The 24,832-nt window shown below is 41.6% G+C and carries 21 protein-coding genes and 1 tRNA gene; 14 read left to right on the forward strand and 8 right to left on the reverse strand.

The window, feature by feature from the left end; genetic code table 11:
• The first annotated feature begins 24 nt into the window (after positions 1-24).
• Positions 25-1,329 (forward strand): SGNH/GDSL hydrolase family protein, encoded by a 1,305-nt coding sequence (locus tag BLR53_RS08380; protein ID WP_074588948.1) that lies wholly within the window; start codon positions 25-27, stop codon positions 1,327-1,329.
• Between the two features lie 96 nt (positions 1,330-1,425).
• On the opposite strand, the gene msrA is transcribed toward BLR53_RS08380, so the two are convergent.
• Entirely contained in the window at positions 1,426-2,022 is a 597-nt protein-coding gene (msrA, locus tag BLR53_RS08385; protein WP_037438019.1) for a peptide-methionine (S)-S-oxide reductase MsrA, read from the reverse strand.
• A 242-nt stretch (positions 2,023-2,264) separates the two neighbouring features.
• Between msrA and BLR53_RS08390 the strand changes: the two genes are divergently transcribed.
• A complete protein-coding gene (locus BLR53_RS08390) occupies positions 2,265-3,227 on the forward strand; it encodes an isopenicillin N synthase family dioxygenase (RefSeq protein ID WP_074588953.1) in 963 nt (320 codons plus the stop codon).
• Positions 3,228-3,492: 265 nt separating this feature from the next.
• Here the strand turns inward: BLR53_RS08390 and BLR53_RS08395 are convergent.
• A tRNA-Thr gene (locus BLR53_RS08395) sits at positions 3,493-3,565 on the reverse strand.
• Positions 3,566-3,687: 122 nt separating this feature from the next.
• Positions 3,688-5,508: a serine hydrolase domain-containing protein gene (locus tag BLR53_RS08400; RefSeq protein ID WP_074588957.1), complete on the reverse strand. Its 1,821-nt coding sequence runs from the start codon at positions 5,506-5,508 to the stop codon at positions 3,688-3,690.
• Between the two features lie 134 nt (positions 5,509-5,642).
• Here BLR53_RS08400 and mutL point away from each other — a divergent pair, with 134 nt between their 5' ends.
• The 7 genes from mutL (at position 5,643) to BLR53_RS08435 (ending at position 13,760) form a co-directional block, all read left to right on the forward strand.
• On the forward strand, positions 5,643-7,496 hold the full coding sequence (gene mutL / locus BLR53_RS08405; protein WP_037443176.1) for a DNA mismatch repair endonuclease MutL: 1,854 nt from the start codon (positions 5,643-5,645) through the stop codon (positions 7,494-7,496).
• 5 nt (positions 7,497-7,501) lie between these two features.
• Positions 7,502-8,239 (forward strand): rhomboid family intramembrane serine protease, encoded by a 738-nt coding sequence (locus BLR53_RS08410; protein ID WP_037443175.1) that lies wholly within the window; start codon positions 7,502-7,504, stop codon positions 8,237-8,239.
• Positions 8,232-9,098 carry a rhomboid family intramembrane serine protease gene (locus BLR53_RS08415; RefSeq protein WP_037443173.1) on the forward strand — a complete coding sequence of 289 codons (867 nt, stop codon included), beginning with the start codon at positions 8,232-8,234 and terminating at the stop codon, positions 9,096-9,098. Before BLR53_RS08410 ends, BLR53_RS08415 begins: the two co-directional genes overlap by 8 nt.
• Before the next feature lie 21 nt (positions 9,099-9,119).
• Complete coding sequence (locus BLR53_RS08420; protein ID WP_074588961.1) at positions 9,120-10,226, forward strand: endonuclease/exonuclease/phosphatase family protein; 1,107 nt, start codon at positions 9,120-9,122, stop codon at positions 10,224-10,226.
• 139 nt (positions 10,227-10,365) lie between these two features.
• Positions 10,366-11,826 (forward strand): cysteine--tRNA ligase, encoded by a 1,461-nt coding sequence (gene cysS / locus BLR53_RS08425; protein ID WP_037443171.1) that lies wholly within the window; start codon positions 10,366-10,368, stop codon positions 11,824-11,826.
• A gap of 27 nt (positions 11,827-11,853) precedes the next feature.
• Positions 11,854-12,711, forward strand: a complete 858-nt coding sequence (locus tag BLR53_RS08430) for a nuclear transport factor 2 family protein (RefSeq protein WP_037443169.1) — start codon at positions 11,854-11,856, stop codon at positions 12,709-12,711.
• A 131-nt stretch (positions 12,712-12,842) separates the two neighbouring features.
• The gene (locus BLR53_RS08435; protein ID WP_051760127.1) at positions 12,843-13,760 is read left to right on the forward strand and encodes a glycerophosphodiester phosphodiesterase family protein; all 918 of its coding nucleotides are present in this window, start codon (positions 12,843-12,845) and stop codon (positions 13,758-13,760) included.
• 83 nt (positions 13,761-13,843) lie between these two features.
• Here BLR53_RS08435 and BLR53_RS08440 read toward each other — a convergent pair whose 3' ends face one another.
• Both BLR53_RS08440 and BLR53_RS08445 read right to left on the reverse strand, forming a co-directional pair.
• A complete protein-coding gene (locus tag BLR53_RS08440) occupies positions 13,844-15,226 on the reverse strand; it encodes a peptidylprolyl isomerase (protein ID WP_051759868.1) in 1,383 nt (460 codons plus the stop codon).
• A 62-nt stretch (positions 15,227-15,288) separates the two neighbouring features.
• On the reverse strand, positions 15,289-15,840 hold the full coding sequence (locus BLR53_RS08445; RefSeq protein ID WP_083332041.1) for a hypothetical protein: 552 nt from the start codon (positions 15,838-15,840) through the stop codon (positions 15,289-15,291).
• Between the two features lie 141 nt (positions 15,841-15,981).
• Here BLR53_RS08445 and BLR53_RS08450 point away from each other — a divergent pair, with 141 nt between their 5' ends.
• Together BLR53_RS08450 and rdgB are read left to right on the forward strand one after the other, a co-directional pair.
• Positions 15,982-16,497, forward strand: coding sequence for a hypothetical protein (locus BLR53_RS08450; RefSeq protein WP_074588970.1), 516 nt, complete (start codon positions 15,982-15,984; stop codon positions 16,495-16,497).
• Positions 16,494-17,078 (forward strand): RdgB/HAM1 family non-canonical purine NTP pyrophosphatase, encoded by a 585-nt coding sequence (gene rdgB, locus BLR53_RS08455; protein ID WP_074588975.1) that lies wholly within the window; start codon positions 16,494-16,496, stop codon positions 17,076-17,078. The genes BLR53_RS08450 and rdgB overlap by 4 nt, the downstream gene beginning before the upstream one ends.
• Here rdgB and BLR53_RS08460 read toward each other — a convergent pair.
• Positions 17,071-19,311 (reverse strand): OstA-like protein, encoded by a 2,241-nt coding sequence (locus BLR53_RS08460; RefSeq protein ID WP_244889467.1) that lies wholly within the window; start codon positions 19,309-19,311, stop codon positions 17,071-17,073. The genes rdgB and BLR53_RS08460 overlap by 8 nt on opposite strands.
• 65 nt (positions 19,312-19,376) lie before the next feature.
• On the opposite strand from BLR53_RS08460, the gene tilS reads away from it, so the two are divergent.
• The 3 genes from tilS to bshA all read left to right on the forward strand — a co-directional run bounded on the left by tilS (position 19,377) and on the right by bshA (position 22,430).
• Positions 19,377-20,708: a tRNA lysidine(34) synthetase TilS gene (gene tilS / locus BLR53_RS08465; RefSeq protein WP_074588978.1), complete on the forward strand. Its 1,332-nt coding sequence runs from the start codon at positions 19,377-19,379 to the stop codon at positions 20,706-20,708.
• Positions 20,709-21,203 (forward strand): hypothetical protein, encoded by a 495-nt coding sequence (locus tag BLR53_RS08470; RefSeq protein WP_074588981.1) that lies wholly within the window; start codon positions 20,709-20,711, stop codon positions 21,201-21,203. It begins immediately after the preceding gene.
• A gap of 87 nt (positions 21,204-21,290) precedes the next feature.
• Positions 21,291-22,430: an N-acetyl-alpha-D-glucosaminyl L-malate synthase BshA gene (bshA, locus tag BLR53_RS08475; RefSeq protein ID WP_037440713.1), complete on the forward strand. Its 1,140-nt coding sequence runs from the start codon at positions 21,291-21,293 to the stop codon at positions 22,428-22,430.
• Between the two features lie 86 nt (positions 22,431-22,516).
• Here bshA and BLR53_RS08480 read toward each other — a convergent pair whose 3' ends face one another.
• Together BLR53_RS08480 and BLR53_RS08485 are read right to left on the reverse strand one after the other, a co-directional pair.
• Positions 22,517-23,635, reverse strand: coding sequence for a lactonase family protein (locus tag BLR53_RS08480; RefSeq protein WP_074588985.1), 1,119 nt, complete (start codon positions 23,633-23,635; stop codon positions 22,517-22,519).
• Positions 23,636-23,725: 90 nt separating this feature from the next.
• Positions 23,726-24,832 (reverse strand): pseudouridine synthase (locus BLR53_RS08485; RefSeq protein ID WP_244889468.1); only part of this gene is annotated, 1,107 nt, incomplete at its 5' end.

A 24,832-nucleotide genomic window follows, 5' to 3' on the forward strand; every position in this document is an offset into this window, starting at 1 on the left:
TTAATCTCTTCAGCAATAAATAACATGAAATCGAATATTATATATCAAAGTATATTTGCAGTAGCGCTGCTTTCGCTGGCATCCTGCAAACCGGAATTGAAAACGGTTACTCCAACTCAGGGCAATGCGGACTTCAGCCGTTATATAGCCGTGGGAAATTCTCTGACTTCTGGATTTGCAGACGGCGGCTTATACCTGGATGGGCAGAAAAATTCGTTTCCTGGCATGATAGCCACACAGATGAAAACGGTTGGCGGGGGAGAATTTTATACACCATTCTTTAACGACGCACAGGCTGATGGTACAGGTTATAAAAAGTTGTCTTCCTTTACCGCAGCCGGAGATCCTGTAATAACAGATGTAGCCGCTCAGGCCGTTAGGGATGTGATTACTATTCCTGATTTTGGAAAGGTCACCCTGATGACCAAGTATTCCGGCGAAATTAACAATTATGGGGTTCCGGGTATAAAACTGGGCCAGATCACTTATAAGCCTTACGGTAACCTGAATGGATATTTCGAACGCCTCCTTCCGGGAAACTCTCCGACTAATAACACAGCATACATTGATTTCGTAACAGAAAAACCATTTACATTTTTTAGCCTTTGGCTTGGAAATAACGATATCCTGGGTTATGCGACTACGGGTGGTGCTTCACCTGCAGACCAGCCTACCGATAAAGCAACATTCACTGCGCTATATAATTTAGCTGCCAGCAGAATGACTGCAAACGGTGCAAAAGGTGTTGTCGCAACTATTCCAGACGTATTGAGCACACCTTATTTTACAACAGTAACACTGGCTGCTTTGCTAAAAGGTGTACAGGCGAGTGCTCCGACAGTAACATCTCTATATATTAAGACGGGAGCAGGAGATGTCAGGCCGGCAACTGCTAAAGATTATTTCATTCTTCCCTTCTCTTCAGCAGGCCTTCTGGGGAAACCAAACGGATCGGGTATTCCGTATGGTTTACATCCTTTAAATCCAATAGAAAGTCAATATGTACTGGACGAGGCGGAAGCTGCTAAAGTTGCCGATTATGTTACTTACTATAACCAAACCATTAAATCTGTTGCTGCGGCCAAGCAGCTGGCGGTTGTTGATACCTATGCGATCTTTAAAGAATACGCTGCCGGTAAAATGGTAAATGGCGCAGAGGTGAGTGCTGCTTATATTACAGGTAATATTTTCTCCCTGGATGGCATCCATCTAACCCCACTAGGTTATGCGATCGTAGCTAATGAATTTATAAGATCTATTAATAAGACTTATGCGTCTGGTATCCCGATTGTTGATGTAACGAAATACAGAGGAGTTAAGTTTCCTTAGTTTGTAAATCTTTGACAGATGACAATAAAAAAGAGGGCTTGCATGCAAGCCCTCTTTTTTATTGTCTGTATGATATGCTTATTGTTGTTCGAAGGCTTACTTTTTGAGTTTTGCTTTGAAGATTTTTTCCAGCTTTTCTATTTTCGGCTGAACAACCAGACGGCAGTAAGGTTGATTAGAGTTCTTAGCGAAATAATCCTGATGATAGCTTTCCGCAACATAAAACGGTTGTGCTTTTGCGATCTCAGTAACTACAGGTTTACCAAATGCCATCGTCTTGTTTAGCTCTGCTTTGTATTTTTCTGCAGTTGCTTTTTGCTCAGGACTGTTATAGAAGACTACAGAACGGTATTGTGTACCAACATCTGCTCCCTGACGGTTTAGCGTTGTAGGATCATGGCTTTTCCAGAATATTTCGAGCAGTTCATCATATTTGATTTTCGCCGGATTAAAAGTTACTTCGATTACCTCCGCATGTCCGGTGGTACCAGTGCACACATCTTCGTAGGATGGGTTTGGTATAGCACCCCCTTCATAACCGGAACGTACTGCAGTCACGCCGTCGAGGCGATCAAAAAGAGCTTCCGAACACCAAAAACAACCCATGCCGAAAGTGGCTTTCTGTGTTTTACTCTGCGCATCTGCGCCTTCGAAAGCTAAGAGAATAAGAATCATGGTGGCTAAATATTTCATGTGAATAGGAGTTATACGATAATAAACGATTTTTACTGATTTATACGTACATATTCGTCATCTGGTTTCCTAGAATGGCTTAATCGTCTTAAATTGACAATTACCTGATAAAATCAAAATTAGTGGTTGAAATGTTAATAACTTAAATTCCTGTTTTTAAATCAAATACGGGACTTTAACGTTGAAAACTGATATTTATCCACAATTCTTTTTTAATTTCGTTTCTATTCAAAAACATACCTATGAGTACACCATATATTCCAACCCTTGATCTGGGATCCTATATTAACGGAACATCGCAGGAGCGTAAAAAGTTTTCCGACGAACTTGGCCGGGCATTTAATGACTCTGGTTTTGTAACCATTACAAACCATGGGCTAAGCCAGGAACTGATTGATCAGTTATATGAGCAGATTAAGGCTGCATTTAGTTTGTCTCCTGCGCAAAAAGCACAATATGAAAAGCCGGAGCTTGCAGGACAACGGGGTTATACAAGCCCGGGTAAGGAGACTGCAAAAGGTGCGAAAACTGCAGACTTGAAAGAATTCTGGCAAATTGGCCAGACCGTTACTGACGGTGATCCGGTAAAAGCTCAATATCCGGATAACGAAGTATTGGCAGAGCTCCCGGAATTTAACTCAATTACCACGGAAATTTATAAAAAGCTGGAAGATAACGGTAAGCATCTGCTTTCTGCAATTGCAACCTATTTGGAACTGCCTGTAGATTATTTTGACCAGCATGTACATAATGGAAATTCAATTCTCCGCGGTATTCATTATTTTCCGATTGAGAATCCAGATGCAATTGCTCCTGACGCAGTTCGGGCAGGCGCACACGAAGATATCAATCTAATTACGTTGTTAATCGGTGCCAGTGCAGATGGATTGGAAGTTTTAACAAGAAGTAATGAATGGTTGCCGATTAAAGCGCATCATTCCGATATCGTGGTTAACGTAGGTGATATGCTGCAGCGCCTAACTAATAACAAGTTGCGTTCTACGACGCACCGTGTGGTTAATCCTCCGCGTGAGCTTATGAAAACTTCTCGTTTTTCTGTGCCATTCTTTTTGCATCCCCGTTCAGATATGGATCTGACCAGCTTGGATTCATGTATTGACGAAGCACATCCTAAGGTTTATACTGATATGACTGCAGGTGAATATCTTGATGAAAGACTCAGAGAGATAGGACTTAAAAAATAAAAAATTGCTTAAACTATATTAGAGCCGGGCTTTTAAAAGAGTCCGGCTTTTTGCTTTAATAGACTTATGGTTTATAATTACACGCTATTTAACATGCATTAACCACGAGACCCTACTGATATTTGCAATGGTGTGGGTACTTAGTGAACAAACCCGAGCAAGACCCGAATGAAACCAAAAGATGATATAACTATAGAGTGCCTGGCTTGCCCGTTTGGGCAGAAATAAAAAAAAGGCTGATCGTTGTGATCAGCCTTTTTTAAGGAGCCTTCTATCGGGATCGAACCAATGACCTACTGATTACAAGTCAGTTGCTCTACCAGCTGAGCTAAGAAGGCCTGATTAGCTTTCGCTAAGCGTTTGCAATTATAGAGGAAAACTGGCTGAATCCAAAATAATTCGGTCCTTAAAATGGTTTGCTACTTATATCTCCCTGTTTCTGAGGAAGAAAAAATACAATTTATTTATGCAGTTGTTTGTCAACTGCTGTATTAATAACGTCCTGAATCCGGGAGCGGATGCCCATTTTAACCAATTTGTCAGTCACCGCAGGGTTAACCCTGTTTGAAAGGAAGATATAGACCAGGCCACGTGCAGGGTCTACCCAGACGGCTGTTCCGGTGTAGCCGGTATGTCCATAGGTTTGGGGCGAAGCCGTAGCGGACGGATATTTTTTCGTAAGATCGGGATCCCAGCGGTCGAATCCCAGGCCGCGCCTGCTAACATTGGATTGCCGGCTTGTGAAGGTTTCAACAGTCTGTGGCTGGAAATACCTCAGACCGCCATAAGTTCCTTTGTTAAGCATCATCTGATAAAGAATAGCAAGATCATTGGTACTGGCAAATAAGCCTGCATGTCCTGACACGCCACCGACCAGCGCAGCACCCTGATCATGTACATAACCTACGAGTAATGTATTCCTGAAATAAGTATCGTTTTCAGTTGGAATGATCCGGTTCCTGTCAAAGCGGTTCCTCGGTAGAAAGCCGGCTGTCTGCATGCCGAGCGGGAGATAGAAGTTTTCCTGTGCATAGACATTTAACTGTTCGCCGCTCAGATGTTCGGCGATGTCTTTCATCACATACATGCTGATGTCACTGTATACATATTTTCCAGGAGTGCGTATCGGCGCATTCAACATTCTGGGCCACATGACATCTCTGAAGTAATCTTTCCGGATATAATAACCATCGGCAACTTTAGTTGGGAATGCAGCGGAAGAGTCACTGCTGTGATCAGCTGGCTTCACCGCATCCTGGAAAGCAATATATGGGATGAACCCGGCCTGGTGAAGCATCACGTCCCGGACTCTGATATTATTCATAGGTGTTTTCCGGGCCAGTGCGATATATGCGCCGATATTGGTATCCAGATTTAGCTTTTTTTCTTCCACCAGACGCATAACCATAGGTGTTGTCGCACTGATTTTGGTAATTGAAGCCACGTCAAAGATATCACCCACCTGTTCAGGGGGGCCATCGTAGGTATGCTGACCATAAGCTTTATTAAAAATAACCTTTCCATCTTTAGCGACTAGTACAACCATGCCCGGAGCAGCCCTTGCCCGGATAGCCTCAGCAGTGATCTGGTCAATTTCCAGCAAATCCTCTGCATTAACGCCGGCGTCTTCCGGTAATGTATATTTAAGCCTTGTGGCCGTGGTGCTAAAACCGGAGCCTGCAGTATAGCGGGCAGAATAAGTCTGACTAAGTTTGCCGGTGGCGGGAATACCTCCAAAGATCAGCTGAGGAACCAGTGCCGCCGACGCAGCGGTATAGTCCGGACAATAGATCAGCGGAGCATTCAGCTGGTCATAACTATTGAGTACTGCAGCGTCTCCATAAAGGTTAAGAACTACCAGTTTTGTTTTTGCCATGGCAAAGATGAAATTGCGATAGATCAGTTGACTGCCGAGCCTGGAGTCTACTGAAATAATAACCGTATTGTAATATTTCAGGTCGTCTTCCAGTTGGAGTAACGCTTGTTCAGTTGCTGCTGGTGAAAGATGGAAAGGAGTTACTTTTGCATATTTATTCAGCAGACTATCTGCAACGAGCTCGAAATTATACCCCAGACTTACCGCGGCAATGTTTTTCTGATCAAGGCACTGAATTGGGATTTGTCCGGTTTGATTGTTCAGCAGGACAGTCTGATGGAGAATGTTGTAATCATTCTTCAGTAGATCGTCGTTTCTTTGATGCTGCTGCTGTGCACAGGCACTTAAAGAAATAATAGCGCCAAGGCATATTGCAAGGCTTCGGATCATATTGGTTTTGAACATAAAGGGCTAACGTAAATCTGAACTCTAAATATATAAAATGCTTAAATGCGTTTTCATTAAATGGTATTTAATCGGAAAAGATTTATGTGTAAGGCTTATTTTAGTTAAATTAGCAACCTTTAGGATAGAAATAAATGTCAGATATAATACAACTTTTACCCGAGAGTGTTGCGAACCAGATTGCTGCCGGAGAGGTGGTCCAAAGGCCCGCATCGGCAGTAAAAGAGTTGATGGAAAATGCAATTGATGCGGGGGCAAATAAGATTCAGCTGATCCTCAAGGATGCGGGTAAAGGCCTGATCCAGGTTATCGACAATGGATGTGGTATGAGCGTTAAAGATGCGAGAAAATGCTTTGAACGTCATGCTACCTCTAAAGTGCGTAAAGCCGAAGATCTTTTTGCTATCCGGACAATGGGTTTCAGAGGAGAAGCTATGGCTTCCATTGCTGCAATTTCACAGGTGGAACTTAAAACCAGGCGTCATGAAGATGAACTGGGTACACTGGTTTGTGTAGAAGGTTCAACCTTCATTAGTCAGGAACCCGTAGCTGCAGTAGCTGGTACCAGTATTTGCGTTAAAAATCTTTTTTTCAATACGCCGGCCAGAAGAAATTTTCTGAAAAGTAATCCGGCAGAGATGCGTCATATTGTTGATGAATTTCAGCGCATCACGCTGGCAAATCCGGCAATTTCCTTCAGTCTTAATCATGACGGTCTGGAAGTATATCGTTTACCTGCTTCTTCGCTTAAACAAAGGATTGTTCATTTGTTCGGTAATAATTACAATGAAAGACTAATTCCTGTTGAGGAAGAAACGACTATAATTAACCTGAAAGGGTTTATTGGTAAGCCTCAGTTTGCCAAGAAGACCAGGGGTGAGCAGTTTTTCTTTGTGAATAACCGTTACATTAAGGATTCCTACCTTAACCATGCACTTAATAAAGCTTATGAAGATTTGCTGGCAGAAGATAATTTTCCGCTTTACGTGCTTTTTATAGATATAGATCCTGCCAAGATAGACGTAAATGTACATCCGACGAAAACAGAAATTAAGTATCTCGACGAAAAATCTATCTATGCAATTATACATTCGGCAGTAAAACGTTCATTGGGCAGGTTCAATATCAGTCCTACCATAGACTTTGATCAGGAATCTGCTTTCAGTGGGATGATCAGTCCAAAATCTCTGGATGAAATTGTTCCGCCAAGTATTAGCTTTAATCCTGATTTTAATCCTTTTGCGAATGACAGTGCTCCTGTAGAAAAAAGCAGCGTCGGATCTTATCAGGGTGGGGGCAGACAGCAACAGCAAACCAAGAACTGGGGTTCGCTGTATGAGATTTCGGAAAGTCAGCCGGCTGAACAGGTTAAAATGGAGTTGCCGGGTAATGGTCCGGAAGCACAATATGCACCAGTACAGAAACAGCTGATGCAGCTTCATAACAAATATATTATTTCCCAGATCAAATCTGGTTTGATGCTGATTGACCAGCAGGCTGCACACGAAAGAATCTTGTACGAACGTTTTAGTATTAATCTCGAAGACAGAAAAGGAGCTTCTCAACAAAGTCTTTTTCCACAAACAGTTACACTGAGTCCGAATGACTACGAATTGGCAAAGAGCTTGCTTGACGATATTAAGAGTCTTGGGTTTGAAGTCCGCGAATTTGGAAAAAACACATTGGTTATTGAAGGGATTCCTGTAGATCTGGGTAGTAATCAAGTAAACGAGACTCAGTTATTTGAACACCTTATAGAAGGGTTCAAGAATTCTCAGCAGGATCTTAAGCTCGGTAAAAGAGATGCCCTGGCCAGAAGTATGGCTAGAAACAGTGCTATTAAGAGCGGTACTGTTTTGGGACAGGAAGAAATGAATATGTTGATTGAGCAACTTTTCGCTTGTAAAGCTCCTAATTTCAGTATTAGTGGAAAGCCTGTAATTCAGACTATGACCATGAATGAAGTAGATAAGAAATTTGATAAATAATTTGCATGAACAATATTCATATACCACCGGTTGTCAAAAACCTGCTCATTATAAACGCGCTGTTTTTTGCAGCCACCTATGTTTTCCAGTCCAAAGGTATCGACCTCGCGTTTTATCTGGGTGCGTTTTATTTCGATTCACCACTATTTAAAATATGGCAGCCAATCTCTTACATGTTTATGCATGGCGGTTTTACACATATCCTTTTTAATATGTTCGCCTTGTTTTCGTTCGGATCCGTTCTGGAAAGCAGGTGGGGTGCAAAAAGGTTCATTAATTTTTATCTGATTACCGGTTTAGGTGCTCTCGCGTTGCAGTGGGGTGTACAAGCGTTTGAAGTTTATCAGATGACTGGTTCGGCAATCAATCCGGGGGCTGTCACTATTGATATTGCGAGGGGCATGGCGTCTCTTAACATTAGCGGACTGAGTCAGGAAAGCGGACAAACATTGCTAGGTATCTATTCAGGTCCGATGGTTGGTGCGTCAGGTGCCATATTTGGTCTTCTGGTTGCCTTCGGTATGTTGTATCCAAATGCGGAAATGTATATTATGTTTATTCCAGTTCCAGTTAAAGCAAAATATATTATTCCGGTTTATATACTTATTGAACTCAGTCTAGGCGTTGCAAGTTTCCAGGGAGACTCTGTGGCACACTATGCACACCTGGGTGGTGCAATTCTGGGCTTTATACTAGTTAAACTCTGGAAAGACAAAAATACATTCTACGATTATCATGAGTAAAAAGAAAGCACTAGAGGAAGTCACTTATAAAGTATTCCGTTCCGGAAACCCCGTATATTTATATATTGGATTAATTACAATCGTGTTTGTAGCCATGGCATTATTTGGCACAACCTTTTTTCTCGCAGGCAATACGGGCATCCGGTTTATTGATTATGTAAGGCCATATGTTGCTTTCCCGGCTGACTGGCAACAATTGCCAACACGTTTTTATACCCTGCTGACCTATCAGTTTTTTCATAAAGATATCTTTCAGGCACTTTTCAACTGTTTATGGTTGTTCTGGTTAGGTAAAATCTTCATGGATTTCCTTAAACCCCGACAGTTTCATTTTGTTTATCTGACAGGTGGAATAGTAGGGGCGCTCTTTTTCGCAATCGCTTATCATGTTTTTCCGGTATTTTCAGACAGTGTTTATACGGCAACACTGATCGGTGCATCTGCATCTGTAATGGCTATCGCTGTTGCGACGATCACATTGGTTCCTGATTATACGATAAGCCTGTTGTTTATCGGAAGGATCAAACTGATTTACCTGGTTCTTGCTTATATTGCAATTGACCTGATCGGAATGGCTTCGATGAATGCGGCGGATAGTTTTGCCCATCTTGGCGGCGCGCTGACAGGTTTTACTTATATTAAACTTCTAAGGAGCGGAAAAGACTGGAGTAACTGGTTCAAACCTAAACCAAAACTTAAAGTCGTAAAAAACGAAACAAGTACGAAGAAAAATAAACAGCAGAAAGACCAGGCGAACCAGGCTGCGGTAGATGCAATTCTGGATAAGGTCTCTAAATCTGGATATGATAAGCTGACTACAGCAGAAAAAGCGATTTTATTCAGGGCAAGTAAAGAATAATTATCCGGCAGGGGAATTAAAATGAGAAGAAATAAAGGATCATATCTGGGCTTTGTATATCTGGTTATTGCTGTAATAGCTGCTCTAGGTTTGCTATTTGGTATTTTGGCTGGTTATACTGATCCCCGCCAGGTAAAATGGTTCGCTTTCTTCGGATTGGCATATCCCTTCTTTTTGCTGCTCAATGTGATCATGATCTTTATATGGATCAGTAGAAAAAAACTAATCTACCCTGTATTAACTGTGCTGTTGATCCTTAGTGGCTGGCATACGCTGATTGCAACTGTGGGCTTTACCGGAAACACCGGCGACGGGCCGAAAAAAGAAGGTCTGGTTAGGATGATGACCTATAACGTGCATAGCTTTAAACCTTACGGGGAGAGCAATAACGAATTGATCAAAGAAAAAATGCTGAATGTCGTAAGGGAACAGGATCCGGATATTTTATGTTTTCAGGAATATTACACAAGGAACAAAGGCACTTTTGCAATTACCGACAGCCTGAAACAAATGCTTAAAACCCATTCTTATTATTTCGTTCCGACTTCATCTAATGATTACGAGGCTACCGGACTGGCAATATTTTCCAAATTCCCGATAAAAGATAAAGGAAGCATTTTGTTTAGTACCAATCACAACGGAAATGCCAGTATCTATGTCGATCTTAAAATAAACGAAAAGCTTTTCAGGGTCTATAATGTTCATTTGCAATCTATCGCATTTGATAAACAGGATTATACTTATCTCGACCAGGTTAAAACAAAAATGGAACCCGAGATCACTCCCGCGAAGCGGATCGCCTATATGCTTAAGACTGCATTTCTAAAAAGAAGTGCACAAGTTGATATCATGAAGGCTCACATGTCTACCTGCAAAACACCTTACCTGATCGCTGGTGATTTTAACGATACTCCGGCTTCTTATGCAGTGACCCAAATGACAAAATCATTAAAAAACACTTTTATAGAGCAGGGTACAGGGCTTGGAAGAACTTATAACGGAAAATTCCCTAACTTCCAAATAGATTATATAGCGGTTACGCCTGCAGTCAGTGTGATGAACTATCATATTATCAATGCGAAGCTCTCAGATCATTTCCCTGTAAGAAGTGACCTGAAAATTGATTAAGTCAATTTAAATCTACAAGATCATACCTATAAATTTTTAACTTTGCGGGGCGCTTCAGGGCTATCTGAATGCTGTTTTTTGCAGATTGTATCAAAGAATAGATTTTTGCAGGGCCCTTTTAATTAAATGCACATAAAAAATGGACAAAGGCTTACAATTATATAACACCCTAACCCGTAAAAAGGAGAATTTTGAACCTGTAAATGCACCTCATGTGGGGATGTATGTCTGCGGGCCTACAGTTTACAGTGATGTCCATCTGGGAAACTGCCGTACTTTTATTTCCTTCGATCTAATTTTCAGATACCTTAAATACCTGGGCTATAAAGTTCGCTACGTACGTAATATTACCGATGCAGGTCACCTTGAAGGTGATCGTGATGAGGGAGATGATAAATTTGCAAAGCGTGCTAAGCTGGAGCAGCTGGAACCAATGGAAATCGTGCAGAAATATACACTTGGATTTCACGATGTCCTGAGGATGTTCAATACACTTCCTCCAAGCATAGAGCCTACTGCAACCGGACACATCCTGGAGCAGATCGAAATGATCAAGGAAATTATTGCGAACGGTTATGCCTATGAAATTAATGGTACTGTTTATTTTGATGTAGAAAAATATAGTGAAACATACAATTACACAGTTTTAACCAATAGAAATCTCGAAGATATGCTGGCCAATACCAGAGAACTGGGTGGGCAGGACGAGAAGCGGGGACGTTTAGATTTTGCTTTATGGATTAAAGCAAAGCCCGAAACGCTAATGCGCTGGCCTTCTCCATGGGGAGTAGGTTTTCCAGGCTGGCATATTGAATGTTCTGCCATGAGTGCTAAGTATCTTGGCGAACAGTTCGACATTCATGGCGGGGGAATGGATCTTGCCGCAACTCATCATACAAATGAAATTGCGCAGTCAGAGGCATGCTACCATCAACAGCCGGCCAAATACTGGATGCATACGAATATGTTAACCGTTAACGGAACCAGAATGTCCAAGTCGGCAGGAAATGGATTTCTTCCCCTCGAATTATTTAAGGGAGCGCATCCATTATTACGTAAAGGATATAGTCCGATGACCGTAAAATTCTTTATGTTGCAGGCGCATTACAGAAGTACACTAGATTTTTCAAATGATGCACTGGAGGCATCGGAGAAAGGTTTTAGAAGATTAATGAACGCGTTGAACCTGTTGGATAAACTAGAGCCTTCAGCAGATGGCGAAATCGACGTGGCAGGATTAAAATCCCGCTGCATTCAGGCGATGAGTGACGATTTTAACAGTCCGGTGGTTATTGCTGAGTTATTTGAAGCAGCAAGACTCATTAATACTGTTTATGATGGAAAAGCTAAGATTTCTGCGGAACAATTGATAGCTTTAAAACAGTTGATGCAAGAGTTTGTCTACGATATCTTTGGTCTAAAAGACGAAGAAAGTTCTAATTTAGAGCTGAATGCCGTTTTAGATATGGTTATTGATATCCGTAAGAATGCAAAAGAGAATAAAGATTATGCTACCTCGGATAAAATAAGAATAGGATTGCAGGAGATGGGCATCCAGTTAAAAGACAGCAAAGAAGGTACGACCTGGAATAAACTATAAATATTAATTAAATATATCCCTATCAATATGATGAACAGAATGATCTGTACCCTGATGGCTGCCGGCCTGTCTCTGTCTGCTTTTGCACAGAAATCTGATGGCACGACAAAATCACTGGCTAAAGCTGGAGAAGACTTTGCTGCAGATGCAGCGAAAGATGGCGTTAAATCTGCCTTTATTTCACATAGTGCCTCAAATGCACTGGTGTTCAGGCCAAATCCGGTGAATGCAAAAACATATTATTCGACACAATCAAATGAAAAAAATCTAAGCCGGAATGTGGATTATGCCAGGGTTTCCAGAAGCGGAGACTGGGGTTTTTCAAGCGGGGGGTACACAAAAGACGGAGCTGAGAAAACTTATGGTCAGTACCTGACTATTTGGAAGGCAGTGGCGAACCGTTGGGAAGTACTGATGGATATGGAGACCACGCATAATAAACCTCTTAAAGTAGCTAAAGCTGAGTTTGTAGAGCCTAAGGATTATTTTAAACCGAAATATGGCGATGAAAAACAAATTTCTGCTGGAAGAGAAATTATCAATACCACTGAAAAAACTTTAAATGCGACTTTGAAATCGTATGGTGTAGCTGCTTTTGGTGGTTTTCTGGCCAAAGAGGCTAGAGTTTCATTTCCTGGTTATGAGCCGGTAATTGGTAAAGACAAAATTGTTGCTTTTTATAACAGCTTTGTAGATAAGATGAACCTGAAGACTACGGTTGCTAATAAAGCACCGGGTGGTGATCTGGCTTATACCTATGGCCTGGCTACTATTGATTATCGTACAGACCTGAGAGAAAGCTTCAACTATATTTTTGTTTATGAGCGTCAGGCAGATCATAACTGGTACTTGGTAGAGCAAATCTTTACGCCTGCTGAACGTTAAGCTATTTAAGTTCTAAATGTAGAGAGGGTTTCTTTTGCTTCAAGGCAGGAGAAACCCTTTTTTTTGTTAGCTTACCCATCTCAAATTATAATTTACCCGAAACAGCTTTTTTGCTGAAGATATTAATTGATATGAAAAGACATCTAATCTGGATATTACTGTTTGTTGCAGGGCAGAACCTTCAAGCGCAGCAGTTTGAAAAACAAGGGCATCGTGGCGCCCGGGGGCTCATGCCGGAAAATACGATTGGTGCAATGCTCCGTGCACTGGATCTGGGAGCGAATACTTTGGGTATGAATGTCGTTATCTCTAAAGATAAGCAGGTACTACTTTCCCATGAACCTTATTTTAACTTCGAAATTAGTCTTACGCCTGCGGGTAAGGATATTACGCTGAAAGATCAGCAGAAGTTTAATATCTATAAAATGGATTATGAGGAAGTCAGGAAATTTGATGTGGGCAGTAAAGTGCACAAAAGGTTTCCCGGACAACAGAAGTATCACGCCTACAAACCGTTATTGGAAGAAGTGATAGATTCGGTTGAAGCCTATGTTAAAAAGAACCGGTTACCGAAACCGGATTATGCCATTGAGATAAAAACTATCCGTAACGGTGACCTCGTATTCCATCCTGAGCCTGCCGAGTTTGCAGCATTGGTTATGGACGTGGTAGAATCACGTAAAATGGCTAAACGAGTGATTATACAGGCGTTTGATGTACGTTCACTTCAATATGTACATGAGCATTATCCGAAGCAGAGAACAGCATTGATGATCGACGAGAAAGTTGATTTTGAAAAGAATATCAGTGATCTGGGTTTCAATCCAGATTATTATAGTCCGTATGCAGTGCTGGTAGGTAAGGGATTGGTAGACCGCTGCCATGAAAAGGGTATTAAAATAGTGCCCTGGACAGTAAATAGCCCGAAAGACATGAATTATATGATCGGACTCGGAGTTGATGGAATCATCACAGACTTTCCCAACATTTTTCAGAAAATGGAACTACCCGCTGAAAAGGAAAAGCCGGCCCGTCGGCGCAAAAAATAAAAAGATAATTCCGGGATCAACTATCCGTATAACAAAAAAGGTGCAATTTAGAAATTGCACCTTTTTTGTTATACGGATAGTTATTATTCAGCCGACTTCTTTTCCATTGGTTTGGTCCAGATTTTAAGTTCATCACATCCCAAATAATCTTCGTCAATTCTGATGTAAGTATTTTTTCTGCGCTGCTCGAACCATTCACTCATAACACGGTCCGATTTCTGTTGTTGTGCCTTCTCTTTGAACTTCGTGTAATCTTGTTCTAAATTCCCTTTGTGTGGTGGAATTTTGGATTTAAGGAACACAATTTTATAACCTTCTTTACCATCCTGACCAGTGAAAGTAACCGGTCTGGATATTTCACCAACTTTCATTGTATCTACAACAAGGAATGTTTTAGGATCGAGTTTGTCAGCAGGTATAAATGTCGTTCTGGCTGTTACGTTGTCAGCAAAGAGAATCATACCACCATTATATTTAGATTCTTTGTCTGTAGAGTACAATGATGCAGCAGCAGAGAATGATAGTTTTTTATCAATCAGGGTATTGTAAACACTGTCCGCGTGTAGTTTTACGCGCTTTAAACTTTCAGGAGTAGTCTGCGGGCGAATCAGGATGTGTCGGGCATGAACCTGCTCACCACGTCTTTCTATAACTTGCAGTACGTGATAGCCAAATTCGGTTTCAAATACCGGGGAAAGATCTCCTGGTTTTAATTTGAATGCATATGCAGTGAATTCTTTAGCCATCATCGTACGGTCAAAGAAACCAAGGTCTCCACCTTCGGCAGCAGAACCCGGATCTTCGGAGTAAGTTTTAGCCAGGAAGCCAAAATCTTCTCCACTCTTAACACGTAGCCTGATAGCATCCAACTTGTCATAATAACGTTGTTTCTCAATTTTCGTGAGTTCAGGATGTAATACAATTTCACCAACCTCATACTCAGCAGGGATATCTGGTAAACTGTCTTTTTTATAAGAATCGTAATATTTTTTTACTTCGATAGGAGTAATACTCACTTTTTCCGTGATAGTACCCTGCATTTTGTTGGCCTGCAACTGGTCACGGATGTCAGGTCTCAGCTCGTCTTTATATTGCAGAACGGAGCGGTTAAGAAACTCTTCCAGTTTATCCTGACCACCGGCGCGCTGAATCTGATAACGCATTCTTCTGTCCAGTTCGTCATCGACCTGCTTATCATCGACCATTACCGAATCGATTTCAGCCTGCTGTTTTAACAGGTGCTGTACCAGCATTTGCTGTAAAATATAACATTTAACTTTTTCATCCACCGGATTACCTGAGTTCAGGTACATCACATATTGCTGATTGAGTTCCGACAATAAGATTACATCACTTCCCAGTACGGCAACTACCTTATCAACGCTTTTGGATTGTGGTTTTATCTGAGCCTGTGCGTTAAAAAACAAGAAGAGTAATCCACTTGCTAACCATAAAACTTTCTTCATTATACTTTATTCAATTATATTTTATTTGCAAATCTACTATTATTCAATGATTTGTCAGCTGTTTATCTGACCAGCGAACCCAGTAGGTGCTGGTTAATACTAACCTGGTACCTGGTACGCAGGGAGTTGATCCACTCGCACTCCAGTTCATGCTGATAATCTTCCGTGACTTCATCTCTCACTTCTTCAAACGGTCTGTCTTGATAAGAACGCTGATGATCCGTATAAAAACTCAGGATACCGCTTTCAGCATGGTTTGCAGCTTCCCATATTTTTTGTTGCGTTATGCTATAAAAAAGCAGTGCATCTTTCAATTCATTCATCAGCATCTTTTCATTTTCCTGACCGGGCTTCATTTTTAATTGTTGTTGCAAAGCCGCTTGATAAGAGCCTGTTTCAGCCAGAAAAGAGCTGTCCTGATCCATCTTGGCTGCAATTGCATCCTGTACTTTCAGTTTGAAGTCTATATAAATATTTAGAAACGAGATAAGGTCATCCAGATTTGGCGTCGTTTTATCTGGTCTGTGTCGCTGATAAACCCAGTTAAATTCTTTCAGGCTCAGCTCTTTGCCATTAATCACAGCAACGCTTTGCGCCTGGGAGCCTAAATACAAAAAACAAAATAGGAACAAACTGCCGGCTTTCTTCACAAAGGTTAAATAGGTATTTTGAGGTATAAAAGTAACAAATTAAGGCGCTATAATAAGATATTTAACTAATTTTAACACAAAATTTAATTCTCAAAACAAACGTTCATGGGTCAGCAACTTATCCAAGATGATGCGGCACTCCGTATGTTCTTTACGGAAGAAATTTACCTGCAGCAGGAACAGGAGCCAGTTGTAATACAAGCCCCGGTTATATTGCCTGTCTCAGTTCCTGAAATCAGTTATAAATTTCTGGGGAAAAATCAGCGGCAGATTCTGATCCTGGTACAGGATGATAACGAAGAAGTCAGCTCTGTTGAAGGAAGGGAATTGCTCCGGAACATCGTGAAAGCAATTCAGCTTACAGCAAATGATTTTGCGCTGTTGAATTATTCCCTCTGCGCGACAAGCAGACATGAAGAGCTTTTCACTTATTTCAAACCCAGGATTGTACTAAGCTTTGGGGTAAGTACCTCAATGCTGGGACTGCCGGAGAAAAATAGTAATGAACTGGTTTTTCATGAACAGATTCAAATGATCTTTTCCGCCAACCTGCATCTATTAGCGGCCGATCTTAATGGTAAAAAAGCACTTTGGGGAAGTCTGAAGAAATTAGAATTATGAGTAAAAAATTAGTCTTCGCTACACAGAATAAACATAAAACTCAAGAGGTAAGCGCAATTTTAAATGGTACTTATGAAGTACTTAATCTACTGGATATTGGCTGTGATACCGATATCCCTGAGACTGCTGATAGCTTTGCGGGTAATGCATCACTGAAAAGTAAATATGTTGCACAGAATTTTGGCCTGGATTGTTTTGCTGATGACAGCGGATTAGAGGTTAAAGCATTGAATGATGAGCCTGGGATTTACTCCGCACGCTATGCAGGCGGCGGCGGTGACCGGGCCAACCTTGAACTTGTACTGAAAAAGATGGAGGGAACTGCAGACAGACGTGCACGTTTTGTGACGGTTATTTCGCTGCTTATCAATGGAGAGGAACACTTTTTTGAAGGAAGGGTCAACGGTACACTAAGAGAAAAACCTTCCGGTGAGGCTGGGTTTGGCTATGACCCGATTTTCCAGCCAGACGGATATTCCGTTACTTTTGCTGAAATGAGCGGCGAAGAAAAAAACGCAATCAGTCACCGCGGTCTGGCTATGAAGCAACTGATTGCTTTTCTGAAGGCAGAAACTATTTAAGTTTTTTAAGCACACTGTCCGCGACCGGTTTAACCAGAGGAGCTGCAATGTCTGCTGCTTTTTTAATTTCGTCTGTTTTTTTAAGCAGGCTGTCTGTGACAGGTTTGACTACTGGAAGGAGTGTTACTGCAGCCTTCTTCACAGCATTCGCCGAAGGAACTTGTTTCGGTTGCAATTGTTTAAGTCCTGTTTCTTTGGCCTTTATTGCGCCTGGTAAACCTTTCGTTTTGCTCTTCGCTGCAGGTTTTGGTTTGGCTGGTGGCTTAAAGTTTACAATATCCTTTTTTGAACGTGGTCTAAGCTCCGGTTTCCAGATAAATCCGGTTAAGATGACATCTTCTTTCAGGTCTTCAACTGGTGTTGTCGCACCTTCTACATCTTTGATTGGAACGACATCCTGAATCTCACTGTCTCTGAAAATTACTTTAATCCTGCTGCTGATAGTCTGGTTCATCTTATCATATTTCTTTCCATCGTCTGTCTTGGTGAAATAAACACTTTCTGCATTTCCATCGACATACATGCTGTTCAGTTTACCGTCTTTGAAAAATCCGGTAATCAGCTTACCTTTTACCTGATTGAATTTTGCAGTATCAGGTTCTACGTTTACAGCAAAAGCATTCTGCAATATCTGTATGGAATTGATTTTTTTGTTTCGCAACTGAACATAAATTGTATCACCGGTCTGTTGTGAACTTTGCGACCAGATTATCGGATTTTTATACCAGCGTAAGGTAGAATCTGCTGCGGTATAGAAAAGGGAATCTGCTTTAGCCTGCATATTTGATTTATAGACCCGCACATTATGGAAGGCCTTAATTGCCCGAGTCCGCATTGTGTCCATTGGATTAACAGGCAAGCTGTCCTTTATGCCCGGTTTCTTTTTGGCCAGATTAATTGACGGAAGCAGTTGTTTAACCGGTTTAATTACAGTAGTATCTATATGCTGCGGCGTAATTTTCTTCAAGCTATCTGTCGGGACCTCTTTTACTTTAGGCTTAGTTTCCTCTTCAGGTTTTTTCAGCACAGCACTTTCTTTGCCTGTTCTTCCTGCATATTTTTCTGCATCTGAGTTCTCCTGCTGGCGAACCAGACTGGCTTTGCCCTCCCGGTTTTCTTCTCCCAGTTCGTTATCTTTTTTAATAACGGGGCCATCAAGTAACCGCAGAGATTTCTGCAGGACCATTTGTGTCTCCAGCGTATCTGCGCCAAGCCATAAACTATCAGGTTGTTTAATGTTATCTACGAGTACCGAGTCATTGGTGCCCATTCCCAGGTAGGCATTTTTAGTTACAACAGTACGCTGGTCATTCTTATAATAGTAGCCCAGCTGGCCGCGGAGCATCATATGATCGGTGGTGTCCTGAAAGACGATATTACGGACTGCTTTACCGTATCCTGCCTTGCCATCATAATATAAACTGTCTCCTTTTAGCGAGCGGCTTCCCGATGTATAGAGGTTCTTCTTTCCGAAATAGGCATAGGTTGTGTTGGTATTATATGCACCGTTTTCTGTATAGAGGTTTCCACCGTCTTTTTCTTTGATATTGGTTGGGCCATAGAAATAGGTCCAGTTGGTTAGTGTATTATACCGTAAGGTATCAGATTTAATGACACTCTGGTCGGTAACTACCACAGCATTATATCTAAAATAAGCATCTCTTGAGTTTGCAAAATAGAATCCGTTCTTACTGGTTATGGTCGCATCTTTGGTTACAATTTTACCACCATTAACATAGGTGCCCACTTTGGAAACCATATCATAATCCAGTACATTGGTGGTTAGCACAGAAGTCTTATCTACCATGCGTACCCTTTCGGTCAGATGGGCGATTTTAGCATTGCCATCGTAATTCAGCTTATCTGAATAAATGTTTATGGTATCGGCTTGATTAATATGCACATTGTCATAAGCCTCGAAATAGTTTTTTGAGGTGTAGAAAACAGCGCTATCGCAAGTGAGGATAGCGTTTTCATGCTTAAATACCGGCTTGCGCAGGTAAGTAATGTCAGTTTTAGTAATAATGCGGCTTCTTTCTGAGCTTTGCAGAATAATTTTCGTTCTTTGCTGTGCAGATTGCGCAGCAGTTGATGTCTGTGCGGAAAGTGCAACAGGTAATAGCAGGCATACTGATATGCAGAACAGAAGTCTGAACAGTATGCTTTGTCTGCTTTGAAAGGCGATATAGCCTGGTACAGAATTTAATTTACCGGGGGTGTGTAATTTTTGCACTTTACAAAGTTATGTTTTTGCCAGGCAATTTTAGGGGTTCGTATACATATTGTTAATTTTGAAAGATGTTACCACTACATAGTTTTACTGAATTTATCAGGCAGCAGGAGTTATTTGAAGCAGGCGAACGGATTTTGCTGGCGGTTAGTGGTGGGAAAGATTCAGTACTGATGACCCGGTTTTTTCGCGCAGCTGGTTTTCAGTTTGGCATTGCTCACTGTAATTTTGGCCTGCGTGGCACCGAGTCTGTCCGTGATGAAGAATTTGTGAGGGCACTGGCAAGTGAGCTGGAGGTTCCTTTTTATGTGACGCATTTCAAGACTAAAAGCTTCGCTTCTTCCAAAAGGATTTCGACTCAAATGGCTGCCAGAGAATTGCGCTATGCCTGGTTTGACCAAATCAGACGGGAGGAGAATTATGCCAAGATCGCTCTCGCACAGCACCAGGATGATGCAATTGAGACGGTTTTGCTTAATCTGGTCCGTGGAACGGGTATTGCAGGTCTGCACGGGATACAGGCAAAAAGAGGTTTTCTGATCCGTCCCCTGCTTTATTTAAACAGGGAGATGGTAGATTCATTGATCAGGTCCAACGAGATAGCCTTCGTAGAGGATAGTTCAAATTCCAGTACAGTCTATGCCAGAAACAAGATCCGGCTGGAAGTTATTCCCAGACTGAAAGAGATTAATCCCGGACTTGAATACACCTTTATGCAGAATATAGAAAGGTTTGCGGAAACCGAGATATTGGTGCAACAGGCTATCAGTAGCGCTGCTGCAGGATTGATCAGGGAAGAAAATGGTGTATTGAAACTGAGTATTGCAGCTGTAGGATCTCTGCATCCGGCGAGGTTATTGCTCGGCGGCGCTTTAAAAACATATAATTTCTCGGAAACAGTGGTGTCAGACCTGCTGAATTCATTATCCGGACAGAGCGGAAAGTCTTTTTACAGTGATACACACCGCATAACGATTGATCGTGATGATCTCCTTTTACTTCCGCTGGACCAGAATGTTATTCAGCCGGTCTCCGTGCATCCAGATGATAGTCTCATCAGTTTACCTGGTCAAAAAATCGGCATCAGGCAAAGTGAGGACATTCGCTTTGAAAGAAACCAGCAGATCGCCTATATAGATGCGGCTAAGCTTATTTACCCGCTGGTTATCCGGCAGTGGGAAGAAGGGGACCGTTTTATGCCTTTGGGGATGCGACAGTTTAAAAAAATAAGCGACTTTTTTATTGACCAGAAAGTGCCACTGCCATTGAAATCGCAAATTCCGGTATTGCTTAATGGCAATGGCGAAGTAATCTGGATAGCAGGAATGCGTCAGGACAATCGCTACAAAGTGACCTCATCCACAAAAAAAGTCGTTATATTCGAACAGAAAATAAAATAGATGAGCAATAAGTACGCATTTCTGGAGAAACAATATATAGGACGTGACTACATTAGAATTTGTATCCGGCTGTTAATGGCATCTTTCTGTTTTGGTGCTTATGTTTATGAAAGAGACCGGGATAATACGCAGGACCTGTTTCTGGTTGTCGGTTTCGGAATTATAGGTATTTCCATCATCTTATTATTTCTTATCCAGTACAAGACTATTATTCATAACAAGAGCCTGGTGATAGACGGTCTCTGGACGGCAAAAAAGGTGAAGATCGATTTAAATAGTATTGTCGCTGTAAGAAAAGATACTTACAGTAATTACCTGTTTAATAATCCGGTGTATAATCTGCATAGAAAAGGAAGTATTCGTTTCTATTCATCTGGTAAAGACGCAGTTGTACTCACAGATAGAGATGGGCTCGAATATTATATAGGCACACAGCGCCACAATGAAATGTATCTGGTGATTCAAGCTGAAATGAATTTGCCGAAGGGTAAATAAATTGCAATAGTTTAACATAAAGCTCAAATTTAGTACTGTACTTTGCAGCCATAGATTTTGACTCAAAATTCTTAATTTCTAAATTTGATGAAGATAGGTATTGTTTGTTATCCTACTTTTGGTGGGAGTGGGGTAGTCGCCACTGAATTGGGAAAGGCACTGGCAGGAGAGGGCCATCAGGTTCACTTTATTACCTACAGCCAACCCGCAAGACTTGATTTTTTCTCTTCCAATCTTTATTATCACGAAGTGTCCGTCAGGGATTATCCATTATTTGATTATGCACCTTATGAATCGGCCTTAGCCAGTAAACTGGTTGACGTGGTCCGCTTTGAACAACTCGATATCCTGCATGTACATTATGCCATCCCTCATGCTTCTGCGGCGTTTATGGCGAAGCAGATTCTGGAGACTTACGGCATAAATATTCCGGTAGTGACAACGCTTCACGGAACGGACATTACACTGGTTGGTAAAGATCCAACGTATAAACCGGTTGTTACGTTTTCGATTAACAAATCTGATGGTGTAACCACGGTATCGGAAAATCTTCGCGAAGACACGATGAAACATTTTGATATCCAGAACGAGATTCGCGTTATTCCGAACTTTATAGATTTTACACGTTTCAGTTCCCGCCCGAAGGAACATTTTAAGAAAGCTATTGCTCCAGGAAATGAACGAATCCTTATCCATACGTCTAATTTCAGGAAAGTAAAGCGTACAGCAGATGTAATTAAAATGTTCCGGTTGATTCTGGATAAGATTCCATCTAAACTGCTGATGGTAGGAGATGGGCCCGACCGTGCAAATAATGAGATGTTATGCAGGGACCTGGGAATATGTGACCATGTTAGGTTTTTAGGTAAGCAGGATGCCATTGAAGAAATCCTTTCTGTATCAGATTTATTTTTGATGCCTTCAGAAACAGAAAGTTTCGGGCTGGCTGCCCTGGAAGCGATGGCTTGCCGTGTACCTATTATCACGTCCAATGCGGGAGGTTTACCGGAACTGAACATCGATGGTTTCTGTGGATATATGAGTGATGTTGGTGATGTTGAAGACATGGCAGCAAAAGCAATTCAGATTCTTCAGGATGATGTGATTCTGGAACAATTTAAAACCAATGCTTTTACAAGGGCTCAGGATTTCGATCTGAAGAAGATTCTTCCAGTATATATAGATTATTATACGGAGGTAATAGCTAGCAAAAATGTAATTGCCTAAACTCAATAAGGCGGCTTTGGTAAAAAAAAGGAAGACCTTCTCTGGTTAAGAGAAGGTCTTCCTTTTTTTTATTCCTTTTATAAATATTATTTCTTTGGTACGAAGACTATTGAAACGGGAGCGCCAACTTCGATTCGTTTACCACTGTCCTTTAATGACCCGTTGAGCGAATTACGACTGAAGATCACAATTTCATCTGTATACTGATGACCAACCAGCAGCCATTTCCCACTCGGATCAATGACGAATGCACGCGGGCCTTTGCCAAGAGTAGGTGTAATTGTTTTATAGGTAAGCTTACCGTCTTTGCCTACTGCGAAGGTTGTAATTGCATTAGCAGTACCACGATTGCTTGTGTAAAGGAATTTTCCATCGGACGAGATCTGAATGTCAGCAGCACCAGTCTCACCTTTAAAGTCTGGCGCAAGCATTGAGATTTCCTGAATCTTTTTCAGTTGTCCGTCGTTATAATCAAATACAGTGACATCGCCGGACATTTCGTGTACCAGATATGCGTTTTTACCCGAGGGACTAAATACTATATGCCTTGGTCCGCTACCTGGCTTAACGGACAAACTATCTTTTAAAACAAGAATGTCCTGTTGGGATTCCTGGTTATATTGATATAAGAAAACCATATCCATACCCAGGTCATTGACAACTACGTACTTTCCGTCTGGTGTAAACCGGACCATGTGTACATGGGCGCTTTCCTGTCTTGCTTTATCGGGTCCTGACCCAGTATGTTGGATTATCTGTTTTGCGGGGCTAAGACTGCCATCTGCCTGCCTGCCGAACACTGAGATTGTGCCACCGGAATAATTAGCGGAAATCACATTATATTCATCCGCAATCAGATAGCAGGGATCTGCTCCTTTAGCGTCTTGTTTGTTCAGGAAATTTAGTTTACCTCCAGACTGATCAAAACTAAATGCGCTGATTGTACTTTTGTCAGCATCTTCATTTACTGCATAAACGAACTCCCTGTCTTTGCTTACCGCGAGATAACTTGGATTGATGATATTTTTAGCTACACTTACCAGATGGGTTCCGGCTGTTTTACTCTGGTAATTATAGATATAGATACCTTCGCTTTTGCCAGGAGCAGTATAAGTGCCTACAAGTAGCTGGTAGTCTCCCGAACTTTGGGCATGCACACTGAAAATAGACATCGTGGCTATAGCCATAGCATAAATTTTTTTCATATTATATTGATGTTAACGACGACAATATAATCGTTTTTTCCGGCCATTAAAAAAGGGATGCTCTTAATGAACATCCCTACTTTGTGTCGTCTATTGAATCAGATGTTTGATCTGAATCAATTCGTGCTCTTCCAGATATCTCCATCTTCCTCTTGGTAAATCTTTCTTGGTCAGATTGCCATAAACAACCCTGTCCAGTTTGACTACCTCGTAGCCCAGATGTTCGAAAATTCTTCTTACGATCCTGTTTTTACCACTGTGAATTTGAATACCTACTTCTTTTTTAGAACCACCTGCTACATAAGAAACTGTATCTGGTTTGATTATTCCATCTTCAAGCTCCAAACCAAACTGGATTTTATTCAGGTCTCCCTGGCTAAGGCTCTTGCTCAATTCTACATGATAGATCTTAGTGATGCCGTTTCTCGGATGAGATAGTTTATCAGCAAGGTCGCCATCATTGGTCATTAATAATAATCCGGTTGTATTACGGTCGAGGCGGCCTACAGGATAAATCCTTTCGCGGCTGGCTTTCTCTACCAGGGACATCACAGTTTTGCGTTCCTGAGGATCGTCTGTAGTTGTGATATAATCTTTAGGTTTGTTTAGTACAACGTAGATCTTTTTCTCTCTTTTCAGCAGCTCGCCATTGTAACGAACTTCATCTTTCCCAGGATCCACTTTATGTCCAAGCTCCGAAACAGGAACACCGTTTACCGAGACTACACCTGCTGCGATCAATTCATCTGCCTTACGGCGGGAACAGATTCCTGAATTTGCGATGTAACGGTTAAGACGAATTTTACCGTCGTCAACTCCTATACTTTCTTTCCTTGCACGCATAACGGGTGCAGCTTTAGAAAAGTCTTTCGAATATGGTTTCGCGCCATCTTCTCTTTTACGGAATGGGCGGCTGTCAGTGCTTCTGGAAGCACCTTGTTTTTTATCATCGTAGTTTCTGAATGGTCTTTCTCCATCAGTCGCATAATTGTCTTTCTTAATATAGCTGCGGTTTTCATTCCGTGGCATTTCTTTAGAAGACCCTTCTTTTACTGCACGGGGTCTGAAAGATTTGCTGTCACCGTCTCTTGACGGTCTGCCTTTGAAGTCGCCTTCTGGTCTTGGTCTGAAAGATTTGCTGTCACCATCTCTTGACGGTCTGCCTTTGAAGTCACCTTCTGGTCTTGGTCTGAAAGA

This window comes from Pedobacter antarcticus, from assembly GCF_900103515.1.
GTDB lineage: Bacteria > Bacteroidota > Bacteroidia > Sphingobacteriales > Sphingobacteriaceae > Pedobacter > Pedobacter antarcticus.

Coding starts and splice junctions, on each gene's coding strand:
- BLR53_RS08380 (WP_074588948.1), top strand. CDS start 25: ATGAAATCGAATATTATATATCAAAGTATATTTGCAGTAGCGCTGCTT.
- msrA (WP_037438019.1), bottom strand. CDS start 2,022: ATGAAATATTTAGCCACCATGATTCTTATTCTCTTAGCTTTCGAAGGC.
- BLR53_RS08390 (WP_074588953.1), top strand. CDS start 2,265: ATGAGTACACCATATATTCCAACCCTTGATCTGGGATCCTATATTAAC.
- BLR53_RS08400 (WP_074588957.1), bottom strand. CDS start 5,508: ATGTTCAAAACCAATATGATCCGAAGCCTTGCAATATGCCTTGGCGCT.
- mutL (WP_037443176.1), top strand. CDS start 5,643: ATGTCAGATATAATACAACTTTTACCCGAGAGTGTTGCGAACCAGATT.
- BLR53_RS08410 (WP_037443175.1), top strand. CDS start 7,502: ATGAACAATATTCATATACCACCGGTTGTCAAAAACCTGCTCATTATA.
- BLR53_RS08415 (WP_037443173.1), top strand. CDS start 8,232: ATGAGTAAAAAGAAAGCACTAGAGGAAGTCACTTATAAAGTATTCCGT.
- BLR53_RS08420 (WP_074588961.1), top strand. CDS start 9,120: ATGAGAAGAAATAAAGGATCATATCTGGGCTTTGTATATCTGGTTATT.
- cysS (WP_037443171.1), top strand. CDS start 10,366: ATGGACAAAGGCTTACAATTATATAACACCCTAACCCGTAAAAAGGAG.
- BLR53_RS08430 (WP_037443169.1), top strand. CDS start 11,854: ATGATGAACAGAATGATCTGTACCCTGATGGCTGCCGGCCTGTCTCTG.
- BLR53_RS08435 (WP_051760127.1), top strand. CDS start 12,843: ATGAAAAGACATCTAATCTGGATATTACTGTTTGTTGCAGGGCAGAAC.
- BLR53_RS08440 (WP_051759868.1), bottom strand. CDS start 15,226: ATGAAGAAAGTTTTATGGTTAGCAAGTGGATTACTCTTCTTGTTTTTT.
- BLR53_RS08450 (WP_074588970.1), top strand. CDS start 15,982: ATGGGTCAGCAACTTATCCAAGATGATGCGGCACTCCGTATGTTCTTT.
- rdgB (WP_074588975.1), top strand. CDS start 16,494: ATGAGTAAAAAATTAGTCTTCGCTACACAGAATAAACATAAAACTCAA.
- tilS (WP_074588978.1), top strand. CDS start 19,377: ATGTTACCACTACATAGTTTTACTGAATTTATCAGGCAGCAGGAGTTA.
- BLR53_RS08470 (WP_074588981.1), top strand. CDS start 20,709: ATGAGCAATAAGTACGCATTTCTGGAGAAACAATATATAGGACGTGAC.
- bshA (WP_037440713.1), top strand. CDS start 21,291: ATGAAGATAGGTATTGTTTGTTATCCTACTTTTGGTGGGAGTGGGGTA.
- BLR53_RS08480 (WP_074588985.1), bottom strand. CDS start 23,635: ATGAAAAAAATTTATGCTATGGCTATAGCCACGATGTCTATTTTCAGT.